This window comes from Streptomyces sp. NPDC002138 (assembly GCF_040296485.1).
Taxonomy (GTDB): domain Bacteria; phylum Actinomycetota; class Actinomycetes; order Streptomycetales; family Streptomycetaceae; genus Streptomyces.
Genome location: NZ_JBEOXE010000040.1, coordinates 21,183 through 35,630, shown reverse-complemented (window position 1 = coordinate 35,630; position 14,448 = coordinate 21,183). Strand labels below are relative to the sequence as shown.

15 protein-coding genes are annotated in these 14,448 nt (G+C 73.5%); 7 read left to right on the top strand and 8 right to left on the bottom strand.

All coding sequences use genetic code 11. The features are described from left to right. The first annotated feature begins 5 nt into the window (after positions 1-5). The 3 genes from ABT084_RS24595 (at position 6) to ABT084_RS24585 (ending at position 3,486) form a co-directional block, all read left to right on the top strand. Positions 6-1,445 carry an aldehyde dehydrogenase family protein gene (locus ABT084_RS24595; protein WP_351047726.1) on the top strand — a complete coding sequence of 480 codons (1,440 nt, stop codon included), beginning with the start codon at positions 6-8 and terminating at the stop codon, positions 1,443-1,445. A gap of 94 nt (positions 1,446-1,539) precedes the next feature. After that, positions 1,540-1,947: a thioredoxin gene (gene trxA / locus ABT084_RS24590; protein ID WP_351047724.1), complete on the top strand. Its 408-nt coding sequence runs from the start codon at positions 1,540-1,542 to the stop codon at positions 1,945-1,947. A 105-nt stretch (positions 1,948-2,052) separates the two neighbouring features. Beyond that, the gene (locus ABT084_RS24585; RefSeq protein ID WP_351047722.1) at positions 2,053-3,486 is read left to right on the top strand and encodes a dihydrolipoyl dehydrogenase family protein; all 1,434 of its coding nucleotides are present in this window, start codon (positions 2,053-2,055) and stop codon (positions 3,484-3,486) included. Positions 3,487-3,618: 132 nt separating this feature from the next. On the opposite strand, the gene ABT084_RS24580 is transcribed toward ABT084_RS24585, so the two are convergent. Continuing rightward, complete coding sequence (locus ABT084_RS24580) at positions 3,619-4,077, bottom strand: Lrp/AsnC family transcriptional regulator (protein ID WP_351047719.1); 459 nt, start codon at positions 4,075-4,077, stop codon at positions 3,619-3,621. Between the two features lie 94 nt (positions 4,078-4,171). Between ABT084_RS24580 and ABT084_RS24575 the strand changes: the two genes are divergently transcribed. Then, positions 4,172-5,038: an LLM class flavin-dependent oxidoreductase gene (locus ABT084_RS24575; RefSeq protein WP_351047716.1), complete on the top strand. Its 867-nt coding sequence runs from the start codon at positions 4,172-4,174 to the stop codon at positions 5,036-5,038. Beyond that, positions 5,035-5,484, top strand: a complete 450-nt coding sequence (locus tag ABT084_RS24570) for a nucleoside deaminase (RefSeq protein WP_351047714.1) — start codon at positions 5,035-5,037, stop codon at positions 5,482-5,484. The genes ABT084_RS24575 and ABT084_RS24570 overlap by 4 nt, the downstream gene beginning before the upstream one ends. Here the strand turns inward: ABT084_RS24570 and ABT084_RS24565 are convergent. Beyond that, positions 5,457-5,771: a DUF2087 domain-containing protein gene (locus tag ABT084_RS24565; protein WP_351047712.1), complete on the bottom strand. Its 315-nt coding sequence runs from the start codon at positions 5,769-5,771 to the stop codon at positions 5,457-5,459. The genes ABT084_RS24570 and ABT084_RS24565 overlap by 28 nt on opposite strands. Before the next feature lie 188 nt (positions 5,772-5,959). Here ABT084_RS24565 and ABT084_RS24560 point away from each other — a divergent pair, with 188 nt between their 5' ends. Next, the gene (locus tag ABT084_RS24560) at positions 5,960-8,716 is read left to right on the top strand and encodes a penicillin acylase family protein (protein WP_351047709.1); all 2,757 of its coding nucleotides are present in this window, start codon (positions 5,960-5,962) and stop codon (positions 8,714-8,716) included. A 77-nt stretch (positions 8,717-8,793) separates the two neighbouring features. Here ABT084_RS24560 and ABT084_RS24555 read toward each other — a convergent pair whose 3' ends face one another. From ABT084_RS24555 to ABT084_RS24530, 6 genes are all read right to left on the bottom strand, one after another. Beyond that, entirely contained in the window at positions 8,794-9,456 is a 663-nt protein-coding gene (locus ABT084_RS24555) for a hypothetical protein (RefSeq protein WP_351047706.1), read from the bottom strand. After that, entirely contained in the window at positions 9,453-9,953 is a 501-nt protein-coding gene (locus ABT084_RS24550; protein WP_351047704.1) for a DUF6114 domain-containing protein, read from the bottom strand. Before ABT084_RS24550 ends, ABT084_RS24555 begins: the two co-directional genes overlap by 4 nt. Beyond that, the gene (locus ABT084_RS24545) at positions 9,944-10,501 is read right to left on the bottom strand and encodes a DUF6230 family protein (RefSeq protein WP_351047827.1); all 558 of its coding nucleotides are present in this window, start codon (positions 10,499-10,501) and stop codon (positions 9,944-9,946) included. Before ABT084_RS24545 ends, ABT084_RS24550 begins: the two co-directional genes overlap by 10 nt. Positions 10,502-10,699: 198 nt before the next feature. Then, complete coding sequence (locus ABT084_RS24540; RefSeq protein WP_351047701.1) at positions 10,700-11,491, bottom strand: MerR family transcriptional regulator; 792 nt, start codon at positions 11,489-11,491, stop codon at positions 10,700-10,702. A 49-nt stretch (positions 11,492-11,540) separates the two neighbouring features. Next, complete coding sequence (locus tag ABT084_RS24535) at positions 11,541-12,746, bottom strand: methyltransferase (RefSeq protein WP_351047698.1); 1,206 nt, start codon at positions 12,744-12,746, stop codon at positions 11,541-11,543. A 103-nt stretch (positions 12,747-12,849) separates the two neighbouring features. Then, entirely contained in the window at positions 12,850-13,242 is a 393-nt protein-coding gene (locus tag ABT084_RS24530) for a tetratricopeptide repeat protein (RefSeq protein WP_351047696.1), read from the bottom strand. A 202-nt stretch (positions 13,243-13,444) separates the two neighbouring features. On the opposite strand from ABT084_RS24530, the gene ABT084_RS24525 reads away from it, so the two are divergent. Then, positions 13,445-14,410, top strand: a complete 966-nt coding sequence (locus ABT084_RS24525) for a pirin family protein (protein ID WP_351047693.1) — start codon at positions 13,445-13,447, stop codon at positions 14,408-14,410. The last annotated feature ends 38 nt before the right edge of the window (positions 14,411-14,448 follow it).

Below are 14,448 nucleotides of genomic sequence, written 5' to 3'. Positions count from 1 at the left end.
GCGCCATGCCGCTCCTCGACCCGCAGTTCTGGCAGGACGGACCGACTCTGACGGGGGGTACGGCGCCCGTCGTCGAACCGGCGACCGGCCGCACCCTCGCCACCCTCGACCTGGCCTCGGCCCCCGACGTCGCCGAGGCCGCCGTACGGGCCCGGGCCGCGCAGCGGGACTGGGCGCGCTCCACCCACCTGGAGCGCGCCGCGGTGCTCCGCCGCGCCGGGGACCTGTTCGCGGCCCACTCCGAGGAGCTGCGCGGCTGGCTGATCCGCGAATCCGGTTCGATCCCCGGCAAGGCGGACTTCGAGCTGCACGTCGCGGCCCAGGAGTGCTACGAGGCCGCCGCGCTGGCCTCCCGCCCGACCGGGCAGGTGCTGGCGACCGAGGCGCCCCGGCTCTCGTACACCCGGCGCTCCCCGGCCGGGGTCGTCGGCGTGATCGCCCCCTTCAACGCCCCGCTGATCCTCGCGATCCGCTCGGTCGCGCCCGCGCTCGCGCTCGGCAACGCCGTGCTGCTCAAGCCGGACCGGCGCACCGCCGTGTGCGGGGGCCTCGTGCTCGCCGCCGTCCTCGCCGCCGCCGGGCTGCCGGCCGGGCTGCTGCACGTGCTGCCCGGAGACGCGGACACCGGGGCGGCGGTGGTGACCGAACCCCTGGTGAGCGTCGTCTCGTTCACCGGATCGACCGCCAGCGGCCGGGTCGTCGGCGAACTGGCGGGCCGGCACCTCAAGCGCGCGCACCTGGAGCTGGGCGGCAACTCCGCGCTGGTCGTGCTCGCCGACGCCGATGTCGAGGCCGCCGTGGCCCAGGCGTCCTGGGGGTCCTTCTTCCACCAGGGGCAGATCTGCATGACGGCGGGCCGCCACCTGGTGCACGCTTCCCTGTACGACGAGTACGTCGAGCGGCTCGCGGTCAGGGCCGAGGCGCTGGCGGTGGGGGACCCGTACCGCGAACAGGTGCACCTGGGCCCGCTCATCGACCGCGCCCAGCTGGAGCGGGTGCACGCGCTGGTGGAGGCCAGCACCGCGCGGGGCGCCAAGCTGATCGCGGGCGGCACCCACCGGGACCTCTTCTACCGGCCGACGGTGCTCGCGGGCGTCGCCGACGACACCCCCGCCTACGCGGAGGAGGTCTTCGGCCCGGTGGCGCCCGTACGGTCCTTCGCCTCGGAGGAGGAGGCGGTCGCCCTGGCCTCGGCGGGCCCGTACGGCCTCTCGCTCGGCATCGTCACCCGTGACGCGGCGCGCGGGCTGGAGCTGGCGGACCGGATACCGACCGGGATCGTGCACGTCAACGACCAGACGGTGAACGACGAGGCGGTCGCCCCGTTCGGCGGGGTGGGGGCCTCCGGCAACGGGGCCCGGTTCGGCGGCGAGGCGAACCTCGACGCCTTCACGGAACTCCGCTGGACCACGGTCCGCCGCACCCCGGCCGGTCACCCGTTCTGACCTTCCCGCCGAGCCGGTGGTGCGGTCGCGGAATGCCGGGCGCGCTCCGTTCGTTCCAGGGACAGGAAGCGCGATATACGGAGGTCTGGAAACCGTGGCTACAGTCGAACTCACCAAGGAGAACTTCGACCGGACGGTCAGCGAGAACGAGTTCGTGCTGATCGACTTCTGGGCCTCGTGGTGCGGTCCCTGCCGTCAGTTCGCCCCGGTCTACGAGAGGGCGTCGCAGACCCACTCCGACCTGGTCTTCGCGAAGGTGGACACGGAGGCGCAGCAGGAACTGGCCGCGGCCTTCGACATCCGCTCGATCCCGACCCTGATGATCATCCGGGACCAGGTGGCCATCTTCGCCCAGCCCGGCGCCCTGCCCGAGGTCATGCTGGAGGACGTCATCGGGCAGGCCCGCGCCCTGGACATGGACGAGGTCCGCGCGAAGATCGCCGAGGAGAAGGCCAAGACGGAGGGCTCGGGTCCGGCCGGGGGCCCCACCGAAGAGGTGTGACGGCAGGGGGCCGGGCCGCGGGCGCGCGGGCCCGGCCCGGTCCCGGCACGCCGCGACGGCGCGATTGCGCCACGCGGGCCCCGTGCTGCCGCGAGACTGGCCCGTATGACTGAATCGGTGGAATACGACGTCGTGGTGCTGGGCGGTGGACCGGCGGGCGAGAACGTCGTCGACCGGGTGCGGGCGGCCGGGTTGAGCGTGGCGGTGGTGGAGAGAGAACTCGTCGGCGGGGAGTGCTCGTACTGGGCCTGCGTGCCCAGCAAGGCGCTGCTGCGGCCGGCCCTCGCGCGCGCGGACGCGCGCAAGGTGCCGGGGCTGGCCGCCGCCGTGCGGGGGCCGTTGGACACGGCGGCCGTGTTCGCGCACCGGGACTACTGGACGAGTGACTGGAAGGACGACGGCGGGGCCGACTGGCTGCGGTCCATCGGCGCCGAGCTCTACCGGGGGCACGGCCGCCTGTACGGCATCCGGAAGGTCGCGGTCAGCAGTCCCGAGGGGGAGCACACGGTGCTCGCGGCCCGCCACGCCGTGGTCGTGGCCACCGGGACCCGGGCGTTGCTGCCCGATCTGCCGGGGCTGGCCGGGGCGCGGCCGTGGACCAGCCGCGAGGCGACCTCGGCCCGGCGGGTGCCGGAGCGGCTGCTGATCGTCGGCGGGTCGGTGGTGGCCGCCGAGATGGCGACCGCGTGGCAGGCGCTCGGCTCCCGGGTCACCGTGCTCGTGCGCGGTGCGCGGCTGCTGCCCCGGATGGAGCCGTTCGCGGGGGAGATGGTCGCGGAGGCGCTGCGGGAGGCGGGCGCGGTCGTCCGTACGGGAGTGGACGTGGAGGCCGTCGTACGGGACGGCTCGACCGGTCCGGTCACGGTCGTGCTCAGCGGCGGGGAGACCCTGGAGGGCGACGAACTGCTGATGGCGACGGGCCGGGTCCCGCACACCGAGGACATCGGACTCGACACGGCCGGGCTGGAGCCCGGCGGGTGGATCCGGGTCGACGAGAGCTGCCGGGTGCCCGGAACCGACTGGCTGTACGCGGTCGGGGACGTCAACCACCGGGCGCTGCTCACCCATCAGGGCAAGTACCAGGCCCGGATCGCTGGAGCGGCCATCGCGGCCCGCGCGGCGGGCCCGGTCAGCGAGTCCGACGAGGGGCGCTGGGGCCCGTACGCGGCCACCGCGGACAGCGCCGCGCTGCCGCAGGTGGTCTTCACCGACCCGGAGGCGGCGGCGGTCGGGCTGACCGCCGAGGAGGCCGAACGCGCGGGGCACCGGGTGCGGGCCGTCGACTACGACCTGGGGCAGGTGTCGGGGGCGGGGCTGTACGCCGACGGGTACCGGGGCCGGGCGCGGATGGTCGTGGACCTCGACCGCGAAGTCCTGCTGGGTGCCACCTTCGTGGGCCCGGGCACCGCGGAGCTGCTGCACGCGGCGACCATCGCGGTGGCCGGGGAGGTGCCGATCGCGCGGTTGTGGCACGCGGTTCCCGCGTTCCCGACGATCAGCGAGATCTGGCTGCGGCTGCTGGAGACGTACCGGGGCTGAGGGCGGACGGTGCGGCGCGGGGTCCGCGCGGGGGCGGCCACGAAGGTGGCACCCAGCAGGACTTCGCGGCCCCGTCCCCCGCCGGGGGAGTCCTTCCCCCACGCGGCGGAGGAGACGGGCGGTGACTCCACGTCATCGCTCAGGCGCCCGCGGCCCGCGGAGTGGGAGCGGCCGGCTGAGGACGAGGTTGGTGGTCGTGCTCCCGAAGCCGGCCAGCTCGTCCACCACCGCCTCCAGATGGCCCATGGAGGAGGTCGCCACCTTCAGGACGTAGCAGTCGTCGCCGGTGGTGCGCAGGCACTCCAGGATCTCCGGCCGCTCCGCCAGCAGGCGGCGGAGCGGCTCGTGCCGGGTCCCGGGGCCCGGGTACTTGAGCCGGACCACCGCCAGCACGCCGTACCCGGTGCGCTCCAGGTCCACATCCGCCCGGTAGCCCGTGATCACCCCGGCCTCCTCCAGCCGCCGCACCCGCTCCTTCGTCGCGGACGCGCTCAGATTCACCCGCCGTGCCAGCTCCGCGAAGGGGATCCGGCCCTCTCCTTGGAGCTCCCGCAGGATCGCCCAGTCCGTCGCGTCAAGAGTCTCGGTCATCGGGTCAGATTACCGGCGGATCAACGGCCGAACGCCCCCTGGGCAGGCGGAAGTCACTTCTGGCGGACCGTGGTGCCTGGTTAGGCTCGACGGTGTGAAGATCGGAGTCAACGTCCTCAATTTCGGCCCCGGCACCGACCCCGGGGTCCTGCGCGGCTGGGCCCGGACCGTCGAAGGCCTGGGCTTCGACCTGCTGATGGTGTCGGACCACGTGGCCATCACGCCCGATGTCGCCGTGCGCTATCCGGCACCCTTCTACGAGCCCTTCACCACCCTGTCCTGGCTGGCCGCCCTCACCACCCGGGTGCGGCTCGGCACGACGGTCCTCATCGCTCCCTACCGTCACCCGCTGCTCACCGCCCGGATGGCGGCCAACGTGAACGAACTGAGCGGCGGCAGACTGGTCCTCGGGGTCGGAGTGGGCTGGGCGCGCCAGGAGTTCGCCGCCCTCGGGATCCCCTTCGAACAGCGGGGCCGGCTGACCGAGGAGCACCTGCGCGGCATCCGCGCGGCCTGGGCGGACACCGCCGCCTACGGCGACCGGCGGATCCCGGTGTGGGTCGGCGGCAACAGCGACGCGGGGCTGCGCCGGGCCGTACGGCTCGGGGACGCCTGGCATCCGCTGCGCCCCACCCTGCCCTGGCTGCGCGAGGCCGCGGTCCGGCTGGCGGCGTACGCGCGCCAACAGGGGCTCCCCGCGCCCGCCCTCGCGCCCAGGATCGCCCTCAGACTCACGGCGGCCCCGGTCACCGGGCCGGACCGGCTCGCCGGAGAGGGAACCCTCGACCAGATCGCCGAAGACCTCGAGGAGATACGGCGGTTGGGCGCGGAAGCGGTCGTCCTCGACCCCTACGGCGGCGACCCCCACGAGACGCGCCACCCGGAAGTGGCCTGGCGGGCACTGGAGAAGGTGGCCGCGTACGCCCTCCACCCACCCCGCACCGGAACGGAGCAGTCATGACCACCACACCCGAGGACCACGCCTTCCTGCGGCGGGCCATCGCGCTCGCGGGGGAGGCGGGTGAGCGCGGCGACCCGCCCTTCGGGTCCCTGCTGGCGGGACCGGACGGGGCGGTGTTCGCCGAGGAGCGCAACACGGCCCGCACCGACGGGGACATCACCGCGCACCCGGAACTGAAGCTGGCGCGGTGGGCCGCGCGGGAACTGGACGCGGCCACGGCGGCGGGCACCACGCTGTACACGAGCTGCGAGCCGTGCGGCATGTGCGCGGCGGTGATCCAGCAGGCCGGGCTGCGACGGGTGGTGTTCGCGCTCTCCGGCGAGCAGCTCCTGGACATCAGGCCGGGAAGCGGCCGCCCGCCCGTGCCGCAGTACGGGCCCGCGCTGCTCGACGAGGTGCGGGCCGTGGTCGCGGGGTACTACCCGGCGGCCGTTCCCAGCCGGTAGCTGGCGCCGTCGCGGGTGCGGGTCAGCAGGCCCGCGATGATCAGGTAGCGCCGCAGCGCGGCGGTGTCGTCGTGCACGGAGCGCAGCGCCTCGTTCACCTCGGACTCGGTGTACGCGCGGTCCGGGGTGAACAGCCTCCCGGCGAGGTGCCGCAGGAGCTGATCGCGGCGGGCGGGCTTGCGCGGGACGGCCTTGAGGCGACCCGTGGGGAAGAACAGGTCCGCCACCGGGTCCCGCTCGGTACGGGTGCGGGGGGCGGGAGGGTGCTGCACTGCGTTCTCGGACATGAACGCAGCCTCGCCCAGCGCTCCGGGCCCGGCAACCGGTTTTCCGGGCCGCGCGGCGTCCGCGGCCGGTGGCCGTCCTCGAACCGGCCTCGCGACGCCGAAAAGTGACGCTCCTTCATCTTACTGCGCGGTAGTTCCCGCCAGTACCCTCCGCGGGAAGCGTTCCTGCCCCCCATGGAGGAGCACGTATGAGACACCCCACCGCACGGCTCCGGACCGCTGTCGCCGCAGGACTCATCGCCCTCGGCGCCGCCCTGTTCTCCCCGCTCGCCGCGGCTTCCGCCGCGGCCGCCGCCGACCCCGTCCCGCTCCCCGTCGCGGACTACTGCGGCGGCCAGTGCTCCGACATCCTTCCGCCCGGCCAGAGCGGCAACGCCACCCTGGCCCAGATCCTGCTCCACAAGGCCTTCGGCACCCTGCCCGAGCACACCTCGGACCAACTGGCGCGCTACGCCTCGCTCGCGGGCGGGTACCAGGGACTCACCGACGCCAAGATCAACGACTTCTTCAACGACGCCTCCTTCGGCGTGCCCGCCGCCCAGGTCGCCTCGACCGTCAGCCCGCGCTCCGACGTCACCATCACCCGGGACAAGAAGACCGGCGTCCCCCACATCAAGGGCACCACCCGCTACGGCACCGAGTACGGCGCGGGCTTCGCCGCCGCGCAGGACCGGCTGTGGCAGATGGACCTCTTCCGGCACGTCGGCCGCGGGGACCTGACCCCCTTCGCGGGCGGCGCCCTCGCCAACCAGGGGCTGGAGCAGGAGTTCTGGCCCCAGGCCCCCTACACCGAGGCCGATCTCCAGGCCCAGGTGGACCGGATCCGCACCACCGAGGGAGACCGCGGCCGCCAGGCGATGGAGGACGCCCAGGCGTATGTGGACGGCGTCAACGCCTACCGGCAGCAGTCCAAGGACGGCCGCTACTTCCCCGGCGAGTACGTCCTGACCGGCCACATCGACTCGATCACCAACGCCGGGGAGATCCGGCCCTTCACCCTCACCGACCTGATCGCCCTCGCCTCCGTCGTCGGCGGCCTGTTCGGCGGCGGGGGCGGCGGCGAGGTGCAGGCCGCGGTCTCGCTGCTGGCCGCCCAGCAGAAGTTCGGGCTGGAGGAGGGCACCCGGGTCTGGGAGTCGTTCCGCGAACGCGAGGACCCCGAGGCCGTTCTGACGGTCCATGACGGGACGAGCTTCCCGTACGCGCAGAAGCCCGCGAACCCGCAGGGCACCGCGCTGCCCGATGCCGGCTCGGTCGTGGCCGAACCGCTGGTGTACGACCGCACGGGCGCCGCGACCGCTCCGGCCGCGGCCACACCGCCCAAGCCGGTCAAGCAGAGCATGTCCAACGCACTGCTCGTCTCCGGGGCGAAGACCGCGAGCGGCCACCCCGTCGCCGTCTTCGGCCCCCAAACCGGCTATCTGGCACCCCAGTTGCTCATGCTCCAGGAGCTGGAGGGCCCCGGGCTGAGCGCGCGCGGCGCCTCCTTCGCGGGCGTGAGCATGTACGTACAGCTCGGACGCGGCCAGGACTACGCCTGGAGCGCGACCTCCGCCGGGCAGGACATCACCGACACCTTCGCCGTCGAGCTGTGCGAGCCGGGCGGCGCCACGCCGACCACCGCCTCCACCTCCTACCTCTTCCGGGGCGTCTGCACACCCATGGAGAAGCTGGAGCACAGCAACGCCTGGACCCCGACCGTCGCCGACGGCACGGCGGCGGGCTCCTACCGGATGCGGGTGTGGCGCACCGGCTACGGCATCGTCACGCACCGCGCGACCGTCGGCGGCAAGCCCGTCGCCTACACCGCGCTGCGCTCGACCTACCGCCACGAGGCCGACTCGATGATCGGCTTCCAGATGCTCAACGACCCGGCGTACGTGACGGACGCGCACGCCTTCCAGGCAGCGGCGCAGCACATCGGCTACGCCTTCAACTGGTTCTACGCCGACTCCCGCGAGGCCGCGTACTACAACAGCGGGCTGAACCCGGTCCGCGCCGCCGGGGTCGACCCCGCCCTCCCGGTCTTCGGCCGCGCCGCCTACGAGTGGCAGGGCTTCGACCCCGCCGTGAACACGGCGGCCTACACCCCGCCCGCCCAGCACCCGCAGTCGATCGGCCAGGACTACTACATCAGCTGGAACAACAAGCAGGCCAAGGGATACGGCGCGGCCGGCTTCGGGATGGGCGCGGTGCACCGCGCCAGCCTCCTGGACGACCGGGTCAAACCGCTCGTCGCCGCGGGCGGGGTCACCCGCGCCTCGCTCACCCGGGCCATGGAGGACGCGGCGGTCACCGACCTGCGCGGCGAGAACCTGCTGCCCGAGCTGATCGACGTCCTGAACAGCGCGGCCGTCACCGACCCGGCCGCGGCCGCGGCCGTGGCGAAACTGACCGCGTGGCGCGACAGCGGCAGCGAACGGAAGGAGACCAGCCCCGGCTCGCAGACCTACGCGAACGCCGACGCGATCCGCATCATGGACGCGTGGTGGCCGCTGCTGGTCGAAGCCGAGTTCAAGCCGGGCCTCGGGGCCCCGCTGTACGACGCCCTGCGGGCCTCGCTGACCATCGACGAGGCGCCCAACGCGGGCCACGGGCCCACCGGTTCACACGCCGGGTCCGCGTTCCAGTACGGCTGGTGGAGCTATGCGGACGAGGACCTGCGCATGGTCCTCGGGCGGCCGGTGGCCGATCCGCCGTCCCGCGTCTACTGCGGCGGCGGCACGCTGAGCGGCTGCCGTGACGTCCTGCTCGCCACCCTGAAGCAGGCGGCCGCCGCGACCCCGGCCGCCGTGTACCCGGCCGACGGCACCTGCGCCGCGGGCAAGCAGTGGTGCGCCGACGGGATCGTCCAGCGTCCGGTGGGCGGGCTCTCCCACCCGATGACCACCTGGCAGAACCGGCCGACCTACCAGCAGGTGGTGGAGTTCCCGGCCCACCGCTGAACCGTCCGGCCACGCGCGAGGCCCCGCCGTACCCGGTGCGCACCGGGTACGGCGGGGCCGTGTTCACCGCGAGGAGATCACGGACCGACGGTGATCTGCTGCGCCGCGTCGGTGGTGTCCGTCACCTTGTACACGGCGTTGAAGGTGGAGCTGGTCGCGCTGGTCGGACAGCCGAAACCGCCGGTGACCGTGACCGGCACGGTCGCGTTGGTGAAGGTCAGGCTGGAGGGGGCGCCGTTCGTCCAGCTGCCCGCGACCGCGGCCGGGCCGCTCGGGGCGGTGACCACGGTGCAGGTCGCGAGCCCGGTGGTGTGCACGACCAGACCGCCGGTGGGCACGGTCATCGTGGCCGTGATCGGCGCGCCGTTCTGCATCGACACGGTCCACGCCCCGCTGGTGGTGACCGTGGGCGTCACCCCCGGGATGCTGGAGGTACAGGAGCTGTACGTCGGCGGCGAGATGGGCGAGGAGACGGGCCCGGCCGCGTTGTGGTTGCCGGGCGCGGCCGGGACCGTACCTGTGGAGACGGAGACCGAGCAGGTCACGGTGACCGAACCGGCCTTGAGGGTGGCCTTGCCGCTGAGGGTGGCCTTGAACGCGTGACCGGCGGGCGAGACGGTGGTCGAGCCCGCCAGGGGTAAGGGGCTCGCCGTCGCGGGGACGGAGCCCAGGGTCAGGGCCCCGGCGGCCGCGAGACCGGCGGCCAGGGCGAGGGCGGTGCGGGTGCGCGTACGGGTCATGACGGCGCTCCTTGGGGATCGGTGTCCTGCGTGGGAGGCGCAGGAGAAGGGGGAGGAGGGGTGTGCGTGGGGGGCGTGGCGGACGTACGGCGCGGCGCGGCGGAGGGCTGCCAGGCGAACATCAGACCGCCGCCGAGAATGCCGAGCAGGGTGCCGATCAGGAACCCGCCGAGGTTCGACAGGACCAGCGCGGCGGTGGCGATGAGCGTCGTGAGGATCCCCGCCAGGGTGCGGTGCTGAGGGGAGAACCAGGCGGAGAGCCCCATCACGATCATGACGATTCCCATCAGGACGGACGGAATGCCCGCCACGCCCTGCTGGAGCATGATCTTCAGCGGTGCCAGCGGCAGCGCGCAGATCTCGGCTCCGGCGAGGAGGGCGAAGAACCCGCCCCAGAAGGGTCTGCTCCGCCTCCATCGGCGGAACCTGCCGGGTGTCCGGCCGCCGCCGGACGGTTCCCCGGTCCGCCGCGCCTCGCCGCCGCGGGTCAGAAGCATTCTTTCTTGCCCTTGCTGATGCTCATGTTCAGCCCGGACAGCTTGAAGGTGCCGGCGTTGGTCGCCCACGCCGTCTGGTGCAGATCGCTGATGGCGACGGAGTCGGCCTGCTGGGCGAAGAGGTCCTGCATGCCCACCGCCTCCGTCGGCCCCTTGTCCAGGGTGGAGGCGTCCCGGCCGATCTCGATGTTGCTGAAGACCGCGTCGCCGGACAGCTGGGTCGCGTCCACGAAGAGGTTGCTGGCCTCGACCGGATCCTTCTGGCCCGCGGTGAGGTTGAGCGAGATGTCGCCGATCAGCGGGAGCGTGGTGACCACCGACTGGCAGAGGCTGTGGAGCTTGGCCTCCTTGATGGCGGTGACCGCCACCGGGATGAGCTCGTTACGGGCATTGACGTCGACGCTGCCGTACTGGGCGAAGCCCTCGCCCTCCAGGCTCTTGGCCGAGACCTTGAACTGCTGGCCCGACACGGCGAAGGAGGCGGCGAGCGCGCCCTGCGCGAGAGCGATCCCGAGGCCCGCCGTGACCGCCACCGCCGGGAGGGTCAGCACGGCGAAGCGCCGCCATCTGACCCGGCCGTCAGCGCTGTTGACAGCGTTGTCAGGTAAGTGCTGGGAATCGTTCTGGGAAGCTTCCACCGGATGTCCCCTGTATATCGGCTGTGCACCGTTGTTACCGACGAGTTGAATGTAAGAGTGCCAATGGTGGTTGGCAAGGTTGCGGGAACGCCCGCTTTCGGCCTACTCCTACCGCTGCGTACGGAGCATTTCGGCGACCTCGGCCTTCACGCGACGGGCCATCGCGCGGGCGAACTCTGCGGCCACGACCTCGCCCGCCACCGGACGCAGGGCCGCCACCGCGTCCGTGATGTGCTGGACCTGGGTGGCCGAAAGGTGCTCCAACCCGTCGGGACCGATCACATGCAATCGGAACAGGCCCACGAACCGGTCCGCGAGCGCCGCGGCCTGAGTCTGTACGAAGTCCCCCGCGTCCAGGATCGCCGTCAGCGGCACCCCCTGGCGCACCAGCGTGACGGTCGCCTCCAGCAGCCCGCGGCTCGGGAAGGTCACCGTGTCGCCGTCGATCGTGACGTACCGCAGGGCCGCCGCGCGCCGGGTGTCCTGCGGGGTGGCCGCCGGGCCGAACAGCGCGCGCAGCTCGGCCACCGTCATCGTGACCGGGTCCTCGCGCACCCAGCCCCGGGTCATCTCCCGCTCCAGGCCCAGGAGTCGGCCGATCCCGCCGCCCTCTTCCCAGGCGCGCAGCAGCTCCGCGATGCCGTTGACCGTGTAGCCCCGACCCAGCAGGTCGCTGATCAGCCGCAGCCGCGCGAGGTGGTCGTCGGAGTACCAGGCGATCCGGCCCTCGCGCACCGGCGGCGGGAGCAGACCGCGTTCCTGGTAGTAGCGCAGGTTGCGCACCTTCACGCCCGCCGCGAGGGCGACTTCCTCCCGGCGGTAGCGCACCGGGTGACCGCTCTCGCGGTGCGGTGCGCCCTCACCCGCCGATGGGGTCGTCCCGACCCGGCTGCTGCTCACCCGCCGAGTCTAGGACGCGGCGCCGACGTCCCCGGAGCGTACCGGCGGGTCACTCCCCGGCGGGCCGGTCCTTGGCCGCCGGAGCCTGCTTGACCGCGCGCAGGACCACGAACTTCGGGTCGCTCGCGACGAGTTGGCTGTTCCCGAAGAGCCGGCGCAGCCGGACGTGGTAGCCGAGGTGGCGGTTGCCGACGACCCAGAGCTCACCGCCGGGCCGCAGCGCCTGGCGGGCCTGGGCGAACATCCGCATCGCGGTGGCCTCGGTGGTCGCCTGGTGCGAGTGGAACGGCGGGTTGTTCAGGACCAGGTCCACGGTGCCGTCGGGGACCCCGGCCAGCCCGTCGCCGACCAGGAACTCGGCCTTGCGGTCGTCGCCCGGGACGTTGGCCCGGTAGGTCGCCTCCGCCGAGGCCACCGCCTGGTACGACTCGTCCGTGAAGATCACTTCGGCGTCGGGGTCGGCGAGCGCGGCCGCCGTGCCCACCACGCCGTTGCCGCAGCCCAGGTCCACGATCCGGGCGGCGCCGGTGCGGGCGGGCAGGTGCTGGAGCAGGAACCGGGTCCCGATGTCGAGGCGGTCCGCGCAGAAGACCCCGGCGTGGTTGACCGCGGTGAGCCCGGAGCCCGCGCCCGAGTCCTCGTCCAGGGTGTACGTCAGCGGCCAGGGGCCCGGCGCGGCGGCCTCGCGGCCCACCTGCGGTCCGGGCGTGGCGAAGATCAGCCGCGCCTTCTTCTCCGCGAGGGAGGTCCGGGTCGGGCCGATGATCCGCTCGAAGAGCCGCAGCGTGGAGGTGTGGATGTCCTTGACCATGCCGGTGCCGACGACCACGGTGTCCGCGTGCAGGTGCGGGGCCAGCCGGTGCAGCTGGTCCTCCAGCAGCGCGAGGCTCTTGGGGACCCGTACGAGCAGGACGTCGATCCGCTCCGGCGGGGCGTCCTGGGTGGTCAGCAGGTGGACGGCGGCGCCGTCCGTCCCGGCGCGGGCCAGATTGGCGCGGGTCGCCTCGCGGGTGAGCGAGGAGTCCGTGATCTGTACGGGCCGGTGCGCGGCCAGCGCCGTCACCAGCGCCCCCCAGCGGTCCCCGAGCACGGTGATCTGCCCGTCCAGCTCCACCGGCGGGCGGTCGCCGGTACCGGCGGCGAGGTGCCGCAGCAGGTACTCGTCGGCGGCGTCCCATGCGCGGAGCATGTCGCGGGAGTCTTCGGGGAAGCGGGTGAGCTCGTGGGAGCCGAAAGGCGTGGTGAGACGGTTCATATACGACCCAGGCTAACCGAGTGCGCGGCCCGCTCCCGCACGCGGCGGGGCCGGAGCCGCCCGTACGGCCCGCCGCGGATCGCCGAAGGCCCCGCCGCGCCGCTCATGCCTGCGGGAAATCACCGGCCATCGCGGCGGCGAGGCGCAGGTGCGGGGCCGCCTCGGCCGCCCGGCCCTGCCGCTCCAGGGTGCGCCCGAGCAGCAGCCGGGCGTAGTCCTCCACCGGCCAGCGCTCCAGGACGGCGCGCAGCTCGCGCTCGGCGTGGGAGAGCCGGGCGGAGTGGTAGTAGGCGCGGGCCAGCAGCAGCCGGGGGGCCAGCTGCTCGGGGGCCTCGGCGGCCAGGGTCTCCAGCACGCGGGCGGCCGGGACGTACTCCTTGGCGTCGAAGAACAGCCCGGCGCGCGTCCAGCGCTCGGCCGCCGTGCCGTGCTCGTAGTACGCCTCGGGCGCGGAGGCGGTCGGGTCGGTCGGCGGGGTGTTCGTCGGCGTGCTCATCGGGTCCTCCCGGCTCTGCCGGTCCGTTCGGTGTGATCGGATCGCGGCGTTCCGGTGGCTGCAACACGCGTATACCGCCGGACATTCCGTGGAACAGGGCCGCCGACGCGGCGCCGGCGCCGCGTCGGGCAATGTTTGCCCGGAAAGGAGCCGGACGTCGCGACGGGGCGAACGTTGCCTGACGCGGCGCTAGGTTGTGCCCATGAGCAATCTCGAGCGCCAGCCCGCGCTGTCCGTCTGCGGCGGGCGCGGCTTCGTCGTCGCCGAACCGGTCCGTGAACTCCTCAGCCCCCGCCGGGTGACCCTCGGCGCGGGCACCGAAGTGCGCAGGCTGCTGCCGAACCTGGGCCGCCGGATGGTCGGAGCCTGGTGCTTCGTCGATCACTACGGTCCGGACGACATCGCCGACGAGCCCGGCATGCAGGTGGCCCCGCACCCCCACCAGGGTCTGCAGACGGTCAGCTGGCTGCACCAGGGCGAGGTCCTGCACCGCGACAGCGTGGGCAGTCTGCAGACCGTCGGGGTCCGCGAGCTGGGTCTGATGACCTCGGGGCACGGCATCAGCCACTCCGAGGAGAGCCCCCGCCCGCACGCCCGCTTCCTGCACGGCGCCCAGCTGTGGGTGGCCCTCCCGGACGAGCACCGCCGGGTGGATCCGCACTTCGAGCACCACGGCGAGCTGCCGCAGGTCACCGCCCCGGGGCTGTCCGCCACGGTGATCATGGGCACCCTCGACACCGCGACCTCGCCCGGCACGACGTACAGCCCCCTCGTGGGCGCCGACATCACCCTCGCCGCCGGCACCGAGGCACGGCTGCCGCTGGACCGCGACTTCGAGTACGCCGTGCTGTCGATGGCGGGCGAGGCGGTGGTGGACGGCGTACCGGTGCTGCCCGGATCGATGCTCTACCTCGGCTGCGGGCGCACCGAACTCCCCGTGCGGGCCGCCTCGGACGCGAGCCTGATGCTGCTCGGCGGCGAGCCGTTCGAGGAGGAGATCGTCATGTGGTGGAACTTCGTGGCGCGCAGCGACGAGGAGATCCGGGAGGCCCGGGCGCAGTGGATGGGCGGCACCCGCTACGGCGAGGTGAAGGGCTACGACGGCCCTCCGATCCCGGCGCCCGAGGTCCCGCCCGTCCCGCTCAAGCCCCGGGGGCGCGTCCGCTGAATCCGTGGCCGCGGGCCCGCCGGGCCCGCGGGCCTCGG

Coding starts and splice junctions, on each gene's coding strand:
- ABT084_RS24595 (WP_351047726.1), top strand. CDS start 6: ATGCCGCTCCTCGACCCGCAGTTCTGGCAGGACGGACCGACTCTGACG.
- ABT084_RS24585 (WP_351047722.1), top strand. CDS start 2,053: ATGACTGAATCGGTGGAATACGACGTCGTGGTGCTGGGCGGTGGACCG.
- ABT084_RS24580 (WP_351047719.1), bottom strand. CDS start 4,077: ATGACCGAGACTCTTGACGCGACGGACTGGGCGATCCTGCGGGAGCTC.
- ABT084_RS24570 (WP_351047714.1), top strand. CDS start 5,035: ATGACCACCACACCCGAGGACCACGCCTTCCTGCGGCGGGCCATCGCG.
- ABT084_RS24565 (WP_351047712.1), bottom strand. CDS start 5,771: ATGTCCGAGAACGCAGTGCAGCACCCTCCCGCCCCCCGCACCCGTACC.
- ABT084_RS24560 (WP_351047709.1), top strand. CDS start 5,960: ATGAGACACCCCACCGCACGGCTCCGGACCGCTGTCGCCGCAGGACTC.
- ABT084_RS24555 (WP_351047706.1), bottom strand. CDS start 9,456: ATGACCCGTACGCGCACCCGCACCGCCCTCGCCCTGGCCGCCGGTCTC.
- ABT084_RS24550 (WP_351047704.1), bottom strand. CDS start 9,953: ATGCTTCTGACCCGCGGCGGCGAGGCGCGGCGGACCGGGGAACCGTCC.
- ABT084_RS24535 (WP_351047698.1), bottom strand. CDS start 12,746: ATGAACCGTCTCACCACGCCTTTCGGCTCCCACGAGCTCACCCGCTTC.
- ABT084_RS24530 (WP_351047696.1), bottom strand. CDS start 13,242: ATGAGCACGCCGACGAACACCCCGCCGACCGACCCGACCGCCTCCGCG.
- ABT084_RS24525 (WP_351047693.1), top strand. CDS start 13,445: ATGAGCAATCTCGAGCGCCAGCCCGCGCTGTCCGTCTGCGGCGGGCGC.